At 45.4% G+C, this 19,185-nt stretch carries 13 protein-coding genes; 2 read left to right on the forward strand and 11 right to left on the reverse strand.

The window, feature by feature from the left end; all coding sequences use genetic code 11:
• From C3B51_RS16445 to C3B51_RS16460, 4 genes are all read right to left on the reverse strand, one after another.
• Positions 1 to 1,364 (reverse strand): condensation domain-containing protein (locus tag C3B51_RS16445; RefSeq protein ID WP_130245771.1); only part of this gene is annotated, 1,364 nt, incomplete at its 3' end.
• A 1-nt stretch (position 1,365) separates the two neighbouring features.
• Entirely contained in the window at positions 1,366 to 3,099 is a 1,734-nt protein-coding gene (locus C3B51_RS16450; RefSeq protein ID WP_125722002.1) for a cyclic peptide export ABC transporter, read from the reverse strand.
• Between the two features lie 3 nt (positions 3,100 to 3,102).
• Complete coding sequence (locus tag C3B51_RS16455; protein WP_130245772.1) at positions 3,103 to 5,526, reverse strand: penicillin acylase family protein; 2,424 nt, start codon at positions 5,524 to 5,526, stop codon at positions 3,103 to 3,105.
• A gap of 130 nt (positions 5,527 to 5,656) precedes the next feature.
• Positions 5,657 to 5,851 (reverse strand): hypothetical protein, encoded by a 195-nt coding sequence (locus C3B51_RS16460; protein WP_125721998.1) that lies wholly within the window; start codon positions 5,849 to 5,851, stop codon positions 5,657 to 5,659.
• Between the two features lie 196 nt (positions 5,852 to 6,047).
• On the opposite strand from C3B51_RS16460, the gene C3B51_RS16465 reads away from it, so the two are divergent.
• Together C3B51_RS16465 and C3B51_RS16470 are read left to right on the forward strand one after the other, a co-directional pair.
• A complete protein-coding gene (locus tag C3B51_RS16465) occupies positions 6,048 to 7,142 on the forward strand; it encodes a hypothetical protein (protein ID WP_125721997.1) in 1,095 nt (364 codons plus the stop codon).
• 406 nt (positions 7,143 to 7,548) lie between these two features.
• The gene (locus C3B51_RS16470) at positions 7,549 to 9,684 is read left to right on the forward strand and encodes a winged helix-turn-helix domain-containing protein (RefSeq protein WP_130245773.1); all 2,136 of its coding nucleotides are present in this window, start codon (positions 7,549 to 7,551) and stop codon (positions 9,682 to 9,684) included.
• Between the two features lie 78 nt (positions 9,685 to 9,762).
• Here C3B51_RS16470 and C3B51_RS24095 read toward each other — a convergent pair whose 3' ends face one another.
• The 7 genes from C3B51_RS24095 to lon all read right to left on the reverse strand — a co-directional run bounded on the left by C3B51_RS24095 (position 9,763) and on the right by lon (position 19,060).
• On the reverse strand, positions 9,763 to 10,440 hold the full coding sequence (locus tag C3B51_RS24095; protein WP_206076650.1) for a helix-turn-helix transcriptional regulator: 678 nt from the start codon (positions 10,438 to 10,440) through the stop codon (positions 9,763 to 9,765).
• A gap of 910 nt (positions 10,441 to 11,350) precedes the next feature.
• Entirely contained in the window at positions 11,351 to 11,905 is a 555-nt protein-coding gene (locus C3B51_RS16480; RefSeq protein ID WP_130245775.1) for a hypothetical protein, read from the reverse strand.
• Between the two features lie 42 nt (positions 11,906 to 11,947).
• Positions 11,948 to 12,094 carry a hypothetical protein gene (locus tag C3B51_RS23605; RefSeq protein WP_165389179.1) on the reverse strand — a complete coding sequence of 49 codons (147 nt, stop codon included), beginning with the start codon at positions 12,092 to 12,094 and terminating at the stop codon, positions 11,948 to 11,950.
• A gap of 1,029 nt (positions 12,095 to 13,123) precedes the next feature.
• A complete protein-coding gene (locus C3B51_RS23610; RefSeq protein WP_164519324.1) occupies positions 13,124 to 13,267 on the reverse strand; it encodes a hypothetical protein in 144 nt (47 codons plus the stop codon).
• Positions 13,268 to 13,927: 660 nt separating this feature from the next.
• Positions 13,928 to 15,841, reverse strand: a complete 1,914-nt coding sequence (locus C3B51_RS16485) for a SurA N-terminal domain-containing protein (protein WP_130245776.1) — start codon at positions 15,839 to 15,841, stop codon at positions 13,928 to 13,930.
• Between the two features lie 358 nt (positions 15,842 to 16,199).
• Positions 16,200 to 16,472, reverse strand: a complete 273-nt coding sequence (hupB, locus tag C3B51_RS16490) for a nucleoid-associated protein HU-beta (RefSeq protein WP_125721987.1) — start codon at positions 16,470 to 16,472, stop codon at positions 16,200 to 16,202.
• A gap of 224 nt (positions 16,473 to 16,696) precedes the next feature.
• Positions 16,697 to 19,060, reverse strand: coding sequence for an endopeptidase La (gene lon, locus C3B51_RS16495; RefSeq protein WP_125721985.1), 2,364 nt, complete (start codon positions 19,058 to 19,060; stop codon positions 16,697 to 16,699).
• Positions 19,061 to 19,185: the final 125 nt, after the last annotated feature.

The following is a 19,185-nucleotide window of genomic DNA, read 5'->3' on the forward strand; positions in this document are numbered from 1 at the left end:
AGGCTCAGCTGGGGGTCATAACTGACTGAATTGTGTGATGTCCCCAGCAGCCAGTGTTGTTCGGTATCGCTTGAGAAAGGCAAATCGCTCAGCGCACAGTCCAGTCCGTGCTGGCTAAGATAAGCCAGTGCACGTTGATATCTTTGCTCTATGGCATCGACCTCTGCCTGATTAAAATAGCGATGGTTGAAATCGATTTGCAGTTCCAGATCGGTGTCATTGTTATCCCACACCGTCAGCGTAAAAGGGATTTTTTCGGCGTTAGCATTAAGATAGTGGAATCGCGCCGCCTGATCTGAGAAATGAATATCGGTAAAATCCAGTGTCAGATAATTAAAGCTAAAATCAAAAAAGCTGCCCTGCTCACCACTGTGTTGCTGGTCCTTAAGTAACTGACCCAAAGGGTACCGTTGATGGCGATAGGTAATCTTTTGCGCCTGCGCAACCTGCTTTACCAGGTCGCTCATGACATCCAGACCCTGCACCGAGATCAGCAACGGGCTAATGCTGGTAAACACCGACAACTTTTGCTTTTGTAGTGCGGTTTTGCGGTTATGGCTCGGATTACCGAACAACAGTGCTTTTTGATTGGTATGCAACGAAAAGTAATAGGCCAATGTGGCCAGCAGCACCTGAGCTGCTCCCAGCTTAGCCTGTTTGGCATGCTCGCTAAGGTTATCAAATAATGCTCTGGAAAGTGGATAAATGGCACGGGTACTGTGCTGCTGGTCCCCCTCGCAATGATGACGTGGTGCCAGGCGCTCCCCTTGGTAACCGGCAAGATAATCTTGCCAGAAGGTGGCATCTTTTTGATATTTAGTACTATCTCGGTAGCTATTGTCCAGCTGAGCAATTTCTTTAAGCGATAATCTGGCATCGTCCTGTATTTTTTCGCTGTTGTACAAAGCAGCCAGTTGCTTAACCCATATGGCAAAACCAAATCCATCCATTGCAAGGTGATGGCTTAGCCCGACATACCAGTACTGCTGCTGAGATATTTTGAGCAAGAACCCCCGAGCCAATTGCGTGTCAAAAATCGTCTGCGTTTGTGCAAAACGCGTGTCAAGCCAGCGCTTAGCGCTCAGTTCGGCGTCTGTTTGGTCGCTAAAATCGATTAACGGCAGGCTATCATCAACCTCCTGACTCAGATAAACGGTAAACTCTCCGTTTTGCTGACCAATGCGCATTCCAAACGCCTCGTGACTGCGCACCAGGGTTTTGTGCGCCTGTGCAAGTGCAGAACAGTCGATGTTGTCACACACGATATAGCCGCCAATATTATAAATGGGACTATCCGGGAAATAGAGCTGATCTAATAGTATGTCGCGCTGGGAGGCGGTTAATTGCCATTGAGAGTGTGTCATTTTAAGCTCCTACCTCTGCCAGGAAATCGTTTTTGGCAGCCTGGTTTAACTGTAATTTGTCAAAATATTGTGTGTATGAGGCATGCTCTACAACCTGGCCGCTTTCCATCACAATGACTTTGTCGGCCAGCTCGAAGTATTTGTCATCGTGTGTGATAGCAATGACCAGCTTCTGTTTTGCTTTCAGGCTGGGCAAAATGCGTTTGTAAAACACCTCTTTGAAAATAGGGTCCTGATCGGCAGCCCACTCGTCGAACAAATACACCTGCTTGTCTTCCAAAAAGGAGACCAGTAAGGCCAGTCGTTTGCGCTGACCATCGGACAAAGACACCGTCGAGAAGTAACCATTTTCTATTGTGACTTTGTGGTCCAGATGCAACAGCTTAAGATAATGTTGGATCTGCTCGGTGGTCTGGTCATCCAGTTCTTTGAGGATTTTTGCGAACAGGTAATAGTCTGAATAAATTGCGCTGATCTCTTGTCTGTAACTTTCGATATTGCCATTGTCTAGCGCAACGTCGTCAAAGTAGATACGTCCGCCTACGGCCTGGTAGTGCAAGGTCAACAACTTACTGAGGGTCGACTTCCCTGAGCCATTGGAGCCAACGATGAAGACTATCTCACCACGGTTGAGCGTCAGGTTGATGGGGCCAACGGCAAAACCGGCTTCATCCTGATCATTGGGATAAGCAAATTCTACATTGTCAAAGCGCAGAGTCTGCCAGCCGGGCACGGGTGTGATCTGATACTCAATATGCTCTTCAGGTAGCTCATTAAGCAGAGTATTAAATTTCTTGTATGAAATTGTCGCGATCATCATCTGAGGTAACGCGTTGAGCAACACTGAAATAGGTCCGGTCACGTACAATAAAGCCATGATCACCGCAACCAGCTCACCATTACTAATAGAATGGTAATTCACAAATACAAAGCACAGCGCACCGATGACAAAGAAACAAAGCAAGTCACCAAAATTGATGGTGGATATCAGCACAGACTGAGCCGTTTTTTCATTCTTAAGGATGTTCGCTTCATTATTGAGTAACGCATCCTGGTGAAAGTAAGCCCGCTTGTGCGCGTCAAGCTTAAGTTCCTTCGCACCAGAGATCAGGCCATTGACCCCTTCCTGAATGGCATCTCGATATTCCCTGGAGCGCGTTAGCAACTTATTGCCAAAATACATCGGCACCTGATAGGCCAGGATGCCAAACGCGATGGCTATCATCACCATTTTAAATACGGCATCGTTGAGATAGACAAGAAAGCCCAACATACCAACCAAAGTCACCAGGTTGATCAGCAATAGCGGCAGAGCACGTGCACCATTAATGATCCTCGGTACATCCAGATTCACCGACGCCACCAGTTTGGACGAGCCCATTTTTTCGATTGCATGTAGCGGCGTTCTGGCGATTTTATCGTAGAAGCTAACCCTGAGCTGCCTGGCCACATCGGTGGCAACGCGCTGTAGTAAAATTTCTGAAAGACTTCGGATGATCAAGATAAAAGTACAAGCCAGAAAGAATAAGGCCGCCAGCTTATAGTTGGCTACTTCCAGTAAACCATAACGGGCATGCGGTACTTCCGCCAATTGCAGACCGGGCGTCGGACTTTCAATACTCATTAATACAAAGGGAATTAACCCTGAATATAAAATCCCGGAAATGGCGCCCAGCAACACCGAGATAAACACACGGTTGGGGTAACTCTCACTAAATATTTTCAATAGATTCACGGTTTACTCCTGCCCTTTTTTCGGGGTTAGCGTTAGCTTGTGGGTTGCCTCTGCAGGCGTTGAAAATGAAACGTACTGACCCTGAGCAAACTGAGTCATCATGTCGTCATAATGCGGACTGGCGACCTGACCTGACTGCCCGGTAGAGTTCATAAACTGATAGTCCCCGCCCAGGTCGATCACCTGCCTGAATCCAGCGCCGTAGTTCTGAATAAAGCCGCTGTCTTTCTCGTAAAACCCGGCAGCAACGTTGACCGTATTGCTGGAACCGCCAGTTGCAACTTCTCGCGAAAACACTTTATTAAGATGCTTCACTTTACCAAACGGCATATGGTCATATCGGGTGGTCTGAAACTTGCCCCATTGCCAATCCTCAATCTCATCGCCATGTAACTTGCTGTTTAAGATTAATGTTCTGTCCAGTGCACTAAGCAGCACCTCATTACAGGACTCAACTTCCACCGTATTGGTGTCATCACACAACGGGGATTCTTGCGTCAATAGAGCAGCCAGTTGGTCATAGCTCAGCCTTCCTCGCAGACCCAATAACTGACCCGTAGCCGCTTTCTCATTCCATGCGGGGATCAGCTCGTCATTCAATAACACCCGATAAATCTGTCTGGCCCAGGTATAAAAAAGCGTGGCTGCGATACTGTCGGCTGTCGCTGTCCCCTGCCAGGCGGACAGATGATCCAGTGCTTCTTGCTGCCACAGATCTTCAGCCTTAACCGTTTCCATCACGGCTTTAAGTCGGGTGACAGTGAGATCTTTAACATCCATTTGCATCTGTTTGATGTAATCCAGATCTAAAGACTGTGGCTCCAAAAGCTGCCTGATGCGATCGGCACGAGCCGGATCCGCAAAGCTAGATGAAACATGATAAGGGTAATCCTGAGCGACATTGCGATTATTGGCATTAATGATGTAGCCTCGTGGCGGATTATACTCACTTGGCATCTCATCTTTTGGAATGAACCCTTGCCATACATCGCCATCGACCGCACGCTTGGTGGGTAAAACACCTGTTCCTTGCTGTCGAACTGGAATATTACCAGCGCCAGTAAAGCCAATGTTATTTTGCTTATCGGCGTAAAAAAGGTTTAGACTGGGTGAGGCAATTTTATTCGCCGCAGCCTTAAATTCCCGCCAATTTTGCGCCTGGTTAATGTGCAAAAAGCCATCATAGGTGGTGTCCTGCGCCTGCAGTGCAGTCCAGCGTAAAGAAACGGCCTGAGGTACCCCCGCTTTACTGATCACAGGACCTGTAAGGGTTTCTTTGATCTTCAGCTCAACATCCCGATAAGTAGGCTTTAATACGCTCGGAAAGTCGCTTTTAATTTTGATATATTCCGTTCGAGCTTTAAAAGGTAGCCACTGCTGCTGATAACGATACAGGTTTGGGTCATCCGGGTGGACCTGCTCTACAACCAGGTCTTGCAGGTCGGCTTCCATATTAGTCCCCCCCCAGGCAATATGGTTATTCTGACCAAAAACAATCACAGGCAATCCAACCAGGCTCATCCCCTGCAGCATATTACCTGGCATCTGTTGAGAAACCGCATACCACAAAGAAGGGATCTGCAACCCCAGGTGTGGGTCGTTGGCCAGAATGGCATGGCCGGTCGCACTTTTTTCAGCGGAAACAACCCAGGCATTGCTACCTATGTGTTTACCGCCCACCTTATACTCTTTTTCTAGTTGCTTTATGGTCTGATGGAGTCCAGATAAGCTTGCGACCTGCCCATGCGCTAGCGGCTCAGCAGGCTCAGAGATGTCTGAGTCGAAAAACTGGGCAAACAAAGTTTTGGGTAATGTTTTCAGGGCAACACTACGTTGAATTTCTTCATCCAGGTTACCGGACATGCTGAGCGAGAACATTTTCATCCATGCCAGAGAATCCTCGACGCGCCAGGGCTGAGGCGTAATTCCAAGCATAGTGAACTCAACCGGTAATGAAGGCTGTTGCCGCAAGAACTCATTTATCCCTGCCGTATAGGCTTGTAACGACGCCAAAGCCTGTTCTGACAAGTGCGCTTTACTTTGCTCTGCGACCGCATAAAGCCCCAGAGTTCGGACCCAGACATCGTAATTAAGACTCCCTTTGCCAAAAACCTCACTCAGCTTTCCGGCGCTGAGTCTGCGCTGCAATTCCAGCTGCCACAACCTATCTTGTGCGTGCAAATAACCCATCGCAAAATATGCATCCGCCGTTGAGCGGGCATCAATGTAGGGTACACCGTGCGCATCACGGGTCACCACGACCTGCTCTTGCACTGAAACCGAAACCGTACTGGCACCGGTCTGGGGTAAAGCTGAAAGAACCTGTTGCTGGTATGCCACATAAGCACACAACACAGAGGGCGCCAAAATAAACGTGCCAAACCGGCACAACAAAGGATGTCGTGTAAACCAATTTTTAATTTGCATGTATTCACTACCAACGGAGGGTTAAGATCTCACGCATGAGATCATTACTATTAATAAAAACGCGGTTGCTGATCCGCTCAGCGTCTAAAGCCAACAGAAATACACTATCCGCTTTTGCATTGAGCCTTTGTCAACTCAGGCCTGGTGGTTGAGCACTATGCTCCCCTGCTTGCGTCTGATGACTTTCTACAAACGCCTTTATGTCGGCCAGCAAGCGAGAGCGTCGCCCCGCTTCAGAGATATAGACACCTTCTCTCATATCTGCAGATCCCAGGTTATATCCTTTCTCAAACGCCCACTCAATGATGCTCATATCTATATTCATACCTTGACCCCACCGCTTGTAAACTGCGTTTTAAATTCATTCTGCAATGTTGTGAGCCCATTTAGGACTTCACACCAGAGCGATTACTTAGTATGGTTCACATGGTGCATCGTTAACCCTTGAGTGTATACCTGTTAGATCTACCAACTAAGGTGTTCACCCCGTACCATAAGCGCAGTAAAAGGTTCCTAACTCAATGAATAGAAACAAATTAGACCAACTAATGTTGGCTAACGTTAACAGTCGTGAAGCACTGAATTCAGACACTTTTGAATACAAATCCCTGTTCTTATCTTCTGTGACGCCCGATCCACACAATGCGCGATTTTTACCCGCCAAATTTATGGAAGACGATCACGCCAGGCAGTTTACCTCTCGCTGGCTAACGAAAAACCAGCTAGTTGAAATGTATGACTCAAAAGATCATGTACTAATAGGAAAGAACTGCATTATAAACTGTTTTGCTTACGGCTCCGCCCAATGGAAAAAAGCAAACCAGACGCTGGAGTCCGTCCTTGAACTGGCCGAAAACATCTCCGTCGCTGAAGTCATTCAAGTCCCGACCGTCTACCCTCTGGAAGGTGGCAAGTACCAGATACTTACAGGGCATCGGCGCTTTTTTGCCATGGTTTACAGCAAGGGATACGATTCAAGCGCTCAATTTAAAGTATACGATACCAAACCACTGCTATCGAAAGTTAAGCAGTTTCAAGAAAATGCCAGCCGAGACGACTTACCTCAGTACGGTAAGCTGCAGGCGTTTCTCAGTGCAATGCAGGAATTAGAGAGCCTCAGCCAGGCAAGGCTCAAAATTGGCGAAAAAAAGCTGACGGTCAAAGAGATGGCGGCCAACCTTGGTATCTCTATGGGGAGCTTTGATAACTACAATGTCCTGACTCGCTATAAATGTGTGATACAAGCGTATGAGCAAGGGCTGATCAGCCTGCCCTTTATAAATGTCAAAAAAATCGTAAAGCAGGTTGAGAATCAATATTGCAGTGAATTTGACAAAACTTTGTTCACAGTCACCGATAAAGCGGAGATCAACAAACGCATCCAAGCCAAACTCAGCGGGGAAAAATTACCAGCCAAGTCACGTACGAAGACATTCAGGATCAAACCTATTCAGAGTGTAGATACAGTCAAAACACTACTGACTCACAATATCACTGAGTTGGTTAGTGAAATTGACTGGCAAAACATAGATTGGGAAAATCACAAAGCCGTATCGGATACTCTGGCCAAAGCCATTGAAATACTGGACAGCAAAAGTAGGTCGGTTCAGACGTGATTATAGTAAAACAAAGTCCCCTACTAGCGGTCAATCCGTCGGGGTTTTACCACGGAACTATCTCAAACGGAATGATACAAAGACTGCTATCGTAACCTGAACGTTTGTTGCGTTACGCTCTTTAATTAGCCCACCCAGCCCTATTGAGGCCTCGATATTGTAAGAAATTTTATATTCAGGGCCTCACATATTTGCGCACCGCACCATTCAACAAAAACGAATAAAACACTACTAATCATACACTTGAAAAAAACAGCTGGACAAATACCACTTTTTCACATTTATCAACAACTAATCTAACAGTTGTAAATCAAATAGTCCTCACCATGTTTCTATTGAGTTTTTACAAGACTCTATATATAGTCTGAATGCTTGACACAATCCTAATAACAATAAATTCAGGACAATGAACGAAGTCAGTTTCTCTAGAACAGTTAAATCGATCACTCTTGGCTCCTGGAAACTTGACCCCAAACGTCAGGTGCTCACTGACGGAGATATCGAAAAAGAGTTAGAACCTCTACTCTTTCGCATACTTAGCTATTTGATTTTAAACTCAGATTCTATTATTACACGACAGAATTTGGTGGATGACGTTTGGTGTCAAAAATATGTTGATGATAACGCAATAAACCGGGCAATGTCCGAGCTCAGGAAAACCCTGAAGTCGGACAATCAAAAAGGAATGATAGTTAAAACCCACTACAGAAAGGGTTATAGCTTAGCCATCGAACCTGTTGTTGAATACCATCAAACTGAATCCACCGATAGTGCTAAACTCAATCCCGCAGTTTCAGCCGAGGTAAATGCCAGAACCATCACTACGGAGCCTCCCCACAGGCGCAAAAAAACCCCGTGGATCTTAAGCGCAGTGTTCAGCACCCTTGCTGTCTCCGTCAGCGTAGCATTGCTCAAGAACAACAGTGACTCGGACAACATGCCCATAAACGCTGTTGAGCAGCAAGTGCAGGAAACGGTTTTATCTTGGGTCAACGGCCGGTATACCAGGCCCAATGTCTCACCCAATAAAAACTTTGTGGCTTTCTCAATTATTCAGAAGAACAGCCAGAATTACTCCCTCGTTGTGAAAACGTTGCAAACGGGTCACGAGAAGCGCCTTGCAGAGGATGGCACCAATTATTTTCCGATCGGCTGGTCAGCAGATTCTAATAAAGTTTTTTACCGAGCCATTAATGGTGAGCAGTGCGAAGTTTGGTTAATAAATGCGAGCTTCGATGGTAGCAATCAGTATTTATTTGATTGCAGTTTACAAGGCTTCACTGGCGCCGGGGTCAGCGATGGCAGACTCATTTATTCCAAAAGCGGCTACCGTGACCGAGATGAACTGGCAGCTCTGGCCAGTCGTGATATCTCTACTGGTCAGGAATACCAGATCACATCGCCAAATTTGAATTCTTATGGAGATAGATTTCTTACATATATACCTGATTTAGAAGTTATTATTTTTGAAAGGCATCACTACCAAGGCAGTGAACTGTATATGACAGACCTGGATGGAGGTAATCAGGTTAAACTCTATGACACGGACAATCGGATCTGGTCGCTATCTTATGAGAAAAAGCACAATACATTGATTTGGTTTGATAATGTAGAGAATATATTGTTTACCTTCTCCCTTGAAAAGAAAAAAGTGACGTCAGCTGCCAAACTGCCAAATACGGTTAAATATGCGAGTAATCAGCCTCTTTCTCATAGTGAATTGCTTGCAGTGACCTACCCATTCTTACAGGGAATTTATTCTTTAAATCCGCAAAGTGGTGAGCTACATCCTGTGGTTGACAGCAAGTTTGATGACATTCAGGCAGCAGATTTTGACGACAGTGTGATTTTTTTGCGCCAGGAGGGGAGCCTGCGCAGTATCTATCGAAAATCACCTGATGGTCAATACGAAGCACTGGCACTGCCAGCATCGGATTATGAATCCATTCATTACAATCCGCAAAGGCGAGAACTGCTGGTTCGCTACAAGAATAAACTTGAAACCTATAATGCACAGACCCTATCTCTTTTGGGTTCAATCAGTGTTGACGGCACCATAGTTTCGGCCGAGTACCTTGGCGAACAAAGCATAGGATATTCGGTTGTAGATGCAAAAACGCTGAGAGGCAACGCCTTTATACATTCTCTGGATACCGATAAAAGCATCGCCTTACCTATTGAGCGTCCACTGTGGTTTGGACAATTGGATAAGCAGTTTTATGCCAGCTTATCGTCACATGATGAAGTGTCTTTATACGATATCAATACCGGCGAGAAAGCCGACAGAATTGAACTATCAAAAGCCAAATATAAGCATTCTATTGCCGCAGGGAATGGCGTTTTGTATCATTCGGATGGCGAAACAGTGTTCAAGATTAACTTTGGCGCTCAACAGACTAGGCAAGAGTTATACAAAGTGGATAGTTCCAGTTTTGTCATAGACAGGATCAGTTTTTCTCACCAAACCAATTCCCTCTACCTAGATATGATTAAAGTAGTAGAAAATCAACTGGTTAAAGCTGATATCATCGCGCCATTGTAACCTTACACACTGGGGAGAAGGCACTCCCCAGTAAAAATAATTGATTATTAGCTTCATTTTTCAAGCCAGCCTGTATCACTAGACAAGGTTATTGATAATACACTTTACAATTGCTTGCTGTCTGTTTGTGCTATCAGTTTTAACAATACAGTTTGATAGATGAAAGTTAACCGTACGCTCAGAAATCCCCAGTATCTGGCTAATCTCCCAAGATGTTTTCCCTTCACACGCCCATATTAAACAGTCTTTTTCGCGTTTTGTGATATGCAGCTTTTTATCTCTGCAGCGTAACGCAGCTTGTAGCAGATATGGTGAGATTATAGTCCAGCACCAGTCCACAAACTCTATGCTCGTCTGCTGGCAAAAACTCTCCGGTATATCGAATACTAAGCCACCATAGATGCCCGTCACGCCGCGCATTGGCATCACATACACCTGACTTAGCTGGCGACTATGCTTAAGGATGCTGGAGAGCGGCAGCAAACGAATTCCCGACTTACAATGATGATAAATAGCGCTGTCAGCCATCTCATCTGCCAGCTCGGCTGAAATTTCTCCATAGACATTTTCTTCATATGAGGATGCTGAAACAGGACAAAAATCGATAAAGCCCAGGCATTTGTAACCTGATTCTTTTGAAATAGATTTTAGTGTATTCGTTAACTCATCCGCGATGTTTACTTGTTCAAACTTGGCGATCATCTGTTTAATTTCATGTTGAGTATCAAACAGTCCAAGGGTTGTATTTTGTTGCATTGTTATTTCCTCGAGTGGCTCCGTTAAACAGAGCATGTTGCGTCATTTGATGGGTCCATACTGCCCCAGTCACCGTATACAATCAAATCGCAGGAATTTTTAGTATAAGCAATAATAACAACAACTTAAACCAATTCATTATGACCAAATAGCGGCTATATATTGATTGATACCACTACACAGAGAGTCTCGTAACCTATCAATCTCCACGCTTCTTTGTTAATAATTTTTCCCATTCACAACGTGCTCCCGTTATTCGAGCAAAGTCATTCTGTTGCCGGTATTTCGGCACATTGTGCTTACTTTGACACGACAAAACGAGCACCTTTTACTCCTTATAAGAGTGCCTGATACGGGGTATTTATGCAGCCTGTGTGTGCTGCTACTTTCCTTGAAGATTTGGACAGCGCCATAACATCACCTCGCTGCGATCCATATAAATGTGAGGCTTCAATGTCAGCAGCGTGCATAAGTGGACAAAGCAAAAACAAGATAAGTGGATCCGAGCATGGATCATCACGCTGGTTTCGTTTGATAGAGAAGAACGAGTTTGTCGCACTCGCAATGAGTCTGTCAGGGCAGTACAATCAACCAATGGCGTTACAGAAAGGTGAATCAGCTTGTTCACCAGCAAGTCTGCGTTTAAACAAGCCGCTCAACGGCCCCACATATAGTAACTTTGCAGCTCAAGTCCGCCGTATTACCGGGCAAACATGCTTGAGCATACCGCACGTTATTACACCTAACTTAGATATTCAAAAATGGGGTGACAGAAAGTATAGGGTCCATCTAGTTTTATCTGGACCCACGGAGAGACACGAAGTAACGCAATGAAAATGGAAACGTTAGCCAGCAACCAGGCTTTCAAAAAAAGCTTCTGACCGCCGCAAAGAATGGTATATTTATATGCTTACAAACATGCCTGCATTGACTGATGCAGTGCAACATTGCCCCGGCTAATGGTGCCTTCAAGCTGACTGTACTCTTCTTTTTTCAGTAGCATTGAAACCAGCAGGCTGTCTTTTGCAACATCATCAACTCTCACCTCGATAGGCCGAGTACCTGAGCATAACCATAAGCTGGTGTTTGTTTGTATAGCCTGAACAATCTTAATATGCTCGTACGCTTGCTGTTCAAAGTAGTGGGCGCCAAAAACCCGCCGACTTTGGATCCGCAATAATAACTCTCCTGGCGTAAACACTTTGCCTGGCTCTGCGTTGGGGTTAACGTAGTCAACATAGCCGTTTTCGTTAGAAACTAGTGCCTTAGTCTCTTCACTATCCTCTGTGACGTACTGTAGCATAACCTTCTTCTTTGCAACTTCACTACCGACACTGATAGCCAGCTTAACAACACGCCCTGATTCTCTGGAGTAATGATATTCATTGGCAGGCTCTTGTAATACGAGATGCCCCGAAACAGACTGCAGCCCCACCCCCATTGCCAGCACTAAATAAGATCCCATCAATTTAAAACTCCTGTTGATTTATATACCAAGAACACTAAATTAAACGCTGAACTTTTTAGGGTCGATCAAACCTAATTGAGTAATACTATCTGTATCAGTCCCGCCTGCAACCAGCTTAGTATGACGAACATCTTTAATCTCATTACCAGTTAATTTTTTTAGTTTTTTTGTTTTAAGTTTAAGCATGGCGCTGGTCTCTTCTATAATTTATATAATGTTTATTTTTAAGGTTGAACACCGTTTTGGTGATGCAACTATCATTGACCATCGACATCAAAAAACCTAGTTATGAAACCTTATAGTTAACGATAACAAAACAACCTAAACAACTGTTTTTAAAAGATATAAAAACACCTTACCAAGACCTTTTCGTGCTGTAAGGTTTGTATCTGACGGAGCTACAAAAAAACGACAGAAGGATGTAGGATCATCATATGGAAAGACCCTAAAAAGGTTAAAAAACGAATTTAAAAAGCAAAACCCCAGCTTAAAATAAATTACAAAATAGAGTATAAACCACAACATCCGCCTCAAATTACAGTTCACAATAACCTAAAACAGACACTATAAATATGCACTGATAAAGGATTTCAAGTGCGAAAACCATCTCCAGAGAACATATATTAATTATTTACTTATATAACGCATAAGAACCACTGTGTTGAAAGGGGGGGGGGGTTCCAACTTTACGAAAAGCCAGTGAGGGGGAATACATTGCACAAAGGCAGAGTTATGATGTTAAAAGTACTTAGGATATAGTTCAGACTTGCGAAAACACCTGCTATTTTGGAACGTCTGTGGGCAACAACCTTGTAAAACCAGCCCTCTTCAATCTAGGGTGCAACTGCGACCGCAGGATATCTGTTAACATGCGCAGCTGCTCAAGGTAGATATAGTGGAGTATTCAATACGCGCCAAAGATGGGCAAACTGTGATGATGGTATTACATTTACGGTTATCAGGTGTGTGGCGCTAATGATGGGTATTATATGCTTAAATGGGGGGTTAGCAGGTCTTATTCGCTTACTTCAGCTGATATATGGTCATGATGCTCACCCTCAGTGAGGCCAGCTCAATTGAGTTTAATAGTACATAGCCAAACATTAAAAGGCCCAAAGTTATCTTACAGGGCCTCCTCATCAACACGTCTATCGAAGCTAATCAAAACGCCTTAATCCACGTACTATTTATCACTCACATCTGCTGGGGAACGGCTCAGGGCGCTGTCGGATCTTTTTGCGTAATACTATGGGTATCAATCTGCTTCGCAGCCCCCCCAACTACAAACTGAGTTGCACCAGGACCAAAGAGCTCTTCTGCAGTAAGACGTTTTAACTTTTTAGCTTTCAACTTAAGCATGACCAGAATTCCTGTTGTAATGATACATTAGATTTATTGCGCTCACCCATTCGGTGACCTATCTAACCTTAGCGAATCCACTATAAATACACTAATTATCAAAGCTTATAGTTTTTCATAACAATTAGATTTAACAGCTTGTTTTTATTAAAAATAAAATGAAAGCAAGCCAGTTTGAAAAACCTAATATTTATTACGGAGCGCTATATGATGTGAAAACCACTCTTATTTCAAAGCTATCATTACTTAAACACATGAACCTACGCGTATCACGATACAGTTAAGCCTTTGTCTGTACCTACTCGCTGCTGGGTAAGATCACACCCGGTGCACCTGTTATTGAGACTGACAAATTAAAGTAAATGAGGCAACAAGCATGGCGAAAGATTGCCTCAATGAGTTTACCGGGACTGATGAGTAAGGTAAAAAAGAGTGAGTCGGCATAGTGCAACAAGGCGAAAAGTGCGAGTGTGTAAGGGGTGCAGAGCTAGTGAGTTAAGAAAAGCTGTGCATGATCAAGTACTCAACATAAAAAGCCGATATCAGTATACGGATATCGGCTTTTTGTGTTGAGCAAAACTAGCGTCTTTTAAGCTTCGCTAGTCGCTCAGTATGTTAGCCTCACTCATTGCTCAAAGTTACGAGGCTGCTATGTCTGACTTACTGCATCTCGTCACTGAATTGCAAAGTTGGACGCACCACTTCAGCATCAGATTCCAGTGCACTAAGCAGAGCAAGGAAGTTTTTATTCACCACTGACATGGTGATGTTTTGCTTCTGCTGTGGCTCCACTTCACCTGTCACGGCTGTGGTTGTTACGCCTTTGAGCACCAACAGCGCCGCATCACCACTATTTAGCTCAACCAATGCAGACTGGGTTTTGTCGCTACCAGGATGTGCCAGTTTGAATGCCTGCTGGACAATCTCTGGCGCAACGGTAAAGCTTTGACGCTTCAGGGCTGTCTCGCTTTTCACTTCGACAGATTCCGCAGTTGCGATATCGCTCAGAGCTTTGCCTTCTTCCAGCTGAGCATATAACGTGTTCGCTTTCTCTTTAATCAGCTCAGACGCTTTTTCGTTCTCAAGACGTGTTTTGATCTGTGCAGTCACCTCTTCCAGCGGCTTCACAGTCGCCGGCTTGTGGTCAAGAACACGTACCACAACAATATGCTCATTGCCTGCTTCGAGCACTTCAGAGTTGACTCTGTCTTCGATCAGCTCAGGCGTGAAGATGGCGTTAGCAATGGTTGGGTCGTTAAGCGGCGCAGGCAACGCCATACGTGATACCAGCTCCGTGCTTTTCAGTTCAATATCAGCGACAGCCGCTGCATCTTCAAGAGAATCCGCAACTTCAAAAGCTACCTCAGCGATTTGTGATTGTTTCTCATAAAATGCATTGGCTTTGGCTGTGCTTTCAAGCTCTGCACGCAAGTCAGCCGCAACCTCTTCGAATGCTTTTGACTGTTGCGCCTGTAAATCGGTTAGCTTAATAATGTGAAAGCCAAATTCAGTCTCGACAACAGGAGAAATATCACCAACATTTGCCAGCGCGAATGCCGCTTCCTCAAACTCAGGCTCCATCATGTCACGCTCGATCCAGTCCAGATCACCACCGACCTCTGCAGAAGCGATATCGTCAGATTCGGCTTGTGCCAGTTCGGCAAAGTCTTTACCACCTTGTAGCTGCTCGTACAAAGCGGTCGCTTTTTGCTTCGCCGCATCGGCATCGTCTGTGCTTTCAATCAGAATATGTGCAACACGACGGCGCTCTTCTTCCAGGTACTGGGCCTGGTTTTCTTCATAGTAAGCACGCACTTCTTCGTCAGTAATCGGCTTATCCAGGGTAATATCTTCAGACTTAAGCTCCAGGTATTGCAGCGCAATTTGCTCAGGCGCCTGGAATTGCTCCTGATTAAGCTCATAGTAATCTGAAATTTCAGCGTCAGTTACAGTGACTTCACCTTTAACTGTCTCTTTGCTCAGTTGAATGTAGTCAATATCACGTGTTTGTTGCTGCAGAGCCAGTGCTTGTTTTAGCTCATTGTCCAACACGAAGTCAGAACCAGCAACCGCAGAAACCAGCTGATTGCGGGTCATTTCTTCACGCATGTACTCGCGGAAAGAGTCTGGCTGGAAGTTCATCTGGCGGATCAGCTGTAGGTAACGGTCGTTACTGAATTGACCACCAAGCTGAAAGTAAGGCAGCTCGAAAATCGCTTGCTTTACTTGCTCGTCACTTACTCTCAGGCCTAACTCAATCGCTAGCTGGTTTTGTAGTTCTTGTTGTACCAGACGGTCAATGACCCCACTGCGGATCTGAGCCATGTATGCCGGATCTGCTGAGATTTGTGTAAAGTACTCACCAAACTGGCGCTCCAGCCGTGCGCGCTCATTCTCATAGGCGCGGGAGAATTCCATTTGTGTGATCTTAACTCCGTTAACTTCTGCTACGGCCTGCTCTGTGGTTTGACCTAGGTAACCACCGATCCCTGCCAACGCAAAAGACAAGATCACTACACCAAGAATAATTTTGGCTGCCAGGCCCTGTGAGCCTTCTCTAATCTTTTCTAGCATTTATTCTATCTCTTATCTAAGTCTAAGCACGTAGCACGTAAGTCCAACCACGCTCAGTACTTTGGGTTTATGTGCGTATCCAAGCTCGCTGAACACAATACTCCAGCGCCCTGTCTCGTCTCTGTACCTATTTATATGGATAAGTGCGGCAATTGCAAGCACGGAAGTGCAAACGGGCAAAAACTTGCGTGCAACTCAGCGCATTGAGCCAAATCGCCATTGGCCAGGCGACTGTGCGTCATTATCCAGCTGGTATAAAAAAAGCGTATCTTAGCAGATACGCTTTTTTTCTTGAAGCTTATCTGGCCCAATCACACTATTTTAACATAGGTCATCGGACAGACTGAGCGAAATCTGCTTAGTTTACCGCGTCTTTCAGAGCTTTACCGGCTTTGAAAGATGGGATGTTAGCTGCAGCGATTTCGATTGCCGCACCAGTTTGTGGGTTACGACCAGTACGCGCCGCACGCTCACGCACTGAGAAAGTACCAAAACCGACTAGGGCAACTGAGTCGCCGTCTTTTAGCGCACCAGTTACTGACTCAATGAATGAATCCAGAGCACGACCAGCAGCCGCTTTAGAAATATCAGCATCAGCTGCGATATGATCGATTAATTGAGATTTATTCACAATATCATCCTCTTACATTGTTATTATCAAGAGCGATGAGGGCTTACCACTAACATCACTTTTGTAGTTAACTCAGAGAAATCTGACGATTCTCTATTTCATCTAATGTCTCAAAGCCTAGTAACCACGCGGGTTGCGGGCTACCGGGCTAATCCAGTGCTTAAGTTAGCATACCATATAGATTTGAAAACCCTTTTTACGCACTTTTATGTACTTTTTCTGCTTTACCCGGCAGACTTTTGCGACTCAATGGTAAAACTGTCTACCGGATGAGCGAGTGCCAGAGATAAAACGTCGTCAATCCAGCTAACAGGGTGGATTTCCAGACCTTCCAGAACATTTTGCGGGATCTCTTTCAAGTCACGCTCATTTTTCTTTGGAATGACCACAGTTTTAATGCCACCCCGATGCGCAGCTAGCAGTTTTTCTTTCAGTCCGCCAATTGGCAGGACCTCGCCACGTAACGTGATTTCACCTGTCATCGCCACATCGCTACGTACCGGGTTACCAGTCAGACTGGAAACTAATGCCGTCACCATGGCGATACCCGCACTTGGGCCGTCTTTTGGCGTTGCACCTTCGGGCACGTGTACATGGATGTCACGTTTCTCATAGAAGTCTTCATTGATTCTGAGCTTGTCGGCACGATTACGTACTACGGTCATCGCAGCCTGAATCGACTCTTGCATCACATCGCCTAATGAACCGGTGTAGGCTAACTTGCCTTTACCTGGTACCGCTGCACATTCGATGGTCAGTAAGTCACCGCCCACTTCAGTCCAGGCTAAGCCGGTAACCAGGCCAACGCGATCGCCATCTTCCGCTTTACCATAATCAAAACGCTGAACACCCAGGTAGCTTTCCAGGTTTTGAGCGTTGATCACCACCTTGTCTTTCGACTTACTCAGCAGGATACTCTTAACCGCTTTACGGCATAGCTTTGACAGTTCACGCTCCAGGTTACGCACCCCGGCTTCTCGTGTGTAGTAGCGAATGGTATCAATGATGGCACTGTCTTCAATGTCAATCTCATGCTCTTTCAAGCCATTGCGCTTAATTTGTTTCGGGATCAGATGCTGTTTAGAAATATTCAGTTTTTCATCTTCGGTGTAGCCCGACAGACGGATCACTTCCATCCGGTCAAGCAATGGACCCGGAATGTTAAAGCTGTTAGAGGTTGCGACAAACATTACATCTGACAGGTCATATTCGACTTCGAGATAATGGTCTGCAAAGCTGCTGTTTTGCTCTGGATCCAGCACTTCAAGCAAGGCTGAAGCTGGGTCACCACGCATATCAGAAGACATTTTGTCGATTTCGTCCAGCAAGAACAGGGGATTCTTCACACCCACTTTGGTCATGCTTTGGATCAATTTTCCTGGCATCGAACCAATGTAGGTACGTCTGTGACCACGGATCTCCGCTTCATCACGTACACCACCCAATGCCATACGCACGTACTTACGACCCGTTGAACGCGCGATAGATTGCCCTAAACTGGTTTTACCCACCCCAGGTGGGCCTACCAGGCACAAGATCGGCCCTTTGAGCTTGTTAGTGCGCTGCTGAACCGCGAGATACTCGATAATGCGCTCTTTGACTTTCTCCAGACCGTAGTGGTCGGCATCAAGGATTTTCTGCGCATTGGCCAAGTCTTTTTTAACCTTAGAGCGTTTTTTCCACGGCACACCAATCAGCGTATCGATGTAAGAGCGCACCACGGTTGCTTCAGCCGACATAGGCGACATCATTTTCAGCTTGTTCAGTTCAGAGGTGGCTTTTTCTTCTGCCTCTTTGGGCATTTGCGCTTCTGCTATGCGCTTTTTCAGCGCTTCAAACTCATCCGGGACATCATCCAACTCGCCCAGCTCTTTCTGGATGGCTTTCATTTGTTCGTTGAGGTAATACTCGCGCTGCGATTTTTCCATCTGCTTTTTAACGCGTGAACGGATCTTCTTCTCAACCTGTAGCAGGTCAATTTCACCTTCCATCAGCGCCATCAGATATTCTAATCGCTCAGTGACATTATATAACTCAAGCACCTTCTGCTTTTCAGGTACTTTTATCGGCATGTGCGCTGCCATGGTGTCAGCAAGGCGGGCCGTTTCATCAATGCCGGAAACCGAGGTCAGTACTTCTGGCGGGATTTTCTTATTGAGTTTTACGTAGCCTTCAAACTGACTGATAGCACTGCGGATGAAAATATCCTGCTCCGGGCCTTCGATGTTCTCTGAAGCAATAAACTGCGCTTCTGCCAGGAAGTACTCGTCGGTCACCAGAAATTTTTCAATCTTGGCGCGCTGAGTACCTTCGACCAACACCTTGACGGTGCCATCAGGTAACTTAAGTAGTTGCAGTACGGTAGCGACGGTACCTACCTGATAGATATCATCAGTATCGGGGTCATCTATTGACGCTTCTTTTTGCGCCACCAAAAAAATTTGCTTGTCATTCTCCATCGCAGCTTCTAGGCATTTTATTGATTTTTCTCTGCCTACAAACAGCGGGATCACCATATGAGGGTATACGACCACATCACGCAGTGCCAATACGGGTATCTCGACTCGATCCATTCTCTCAAGCGTCATTATATTCTCTTCGCACTTCATTAATTTCAAGGATTAGGGTGGTATATGGGGATTGCCTTTAAAAAGTTCAACCTAAATACCAATCCGTATCGATTTCTAGTTTGAGTTTATACCAATTTGCTTAA

This window comes from Pseudoalteromonas rubra (assembly GCF_004212645.1).
In the GTDB taxonomy this organism is placed as follows: domain Bacteria; phylum Pseudomonadota; class Gammaproteobacteria; order Enterobacterales; family Alteromonadaceae; genus Pseudoalteromonas; species Pseudoalteromonas rubra_G.

Bases quoted from the DNA above. Each gene is read 5' to 3' on its own strand.
- C3B51_RS16455 (WP_130245772.1), bottom strand. From the start codon at position 5,526: ATGCAAATTAAAAATTGGTTTACACGACATCCTTTGTTGTGCCGGTTT.
- C3B51_RS16460 (WP_125721998.1), bottom strand. From the start codon at position 5,851: ATGAATATAGATATGAGCATCATTGAGTGGGCGTTTGAGAAAGGATAT.
- C3B51_RS16465 (WP_125721997.1), top strand. From the start codon at position 6,048: ATGAATAGAAACAAATTAGACCAACTAATGTTGGCTAACGTTAACAGT.
- C3B51_RS16470 (WP_130245773.1), top strand. From the start codon at position 7,549: ATGAACGAAGTCAGTTTCTCTAGAACAGTTAAATCGATCACTCTTGGC.
- C3B51_RS24095 (WP_206076650.1), bottom strand. From the start codon at position 10,440: ATGCAACAAAATACAACCCTTGGACTGTTTGATACTCAACATGAAATT.
- C3B51_RS16480 (WP_130245775.1), bottom strand. From the start codon at position 11,905: ATGGGATCTTATTTAGTGCTGGCAATGGGGGTGGGGCTGCAGTCTGTT.
- C3B51_RS23605 (WP_165389179.1), bottom strand. From the start codon at position 12,094: ATGCTTAAACTTAAAACAAAAAAACTAAAAAAATTAACTGGTAATGAG.
- C3B51_RS23610 (WP_164519324.1), bottom strand. From the start codon at position 13,267: ATGCTTAAGTTGAAAGCTAAAAAGTTAAAACGTCTTACTGCAGAAGAG.
- C3B51_RS16485 (WP_130245776.1), bottom strand. From the start codon at position 15,841: ATGCTAGAAAAGATTAGAGAAGGCTCACAGGGCCTGGCAGCCAAAATT.
- lon (WP_125721985.1), bottom strand. From the start codon at position 19,060: ATGACGCTTGAGAGAATGGATCGAGTCGAGATACCCGTATTGGCACTG.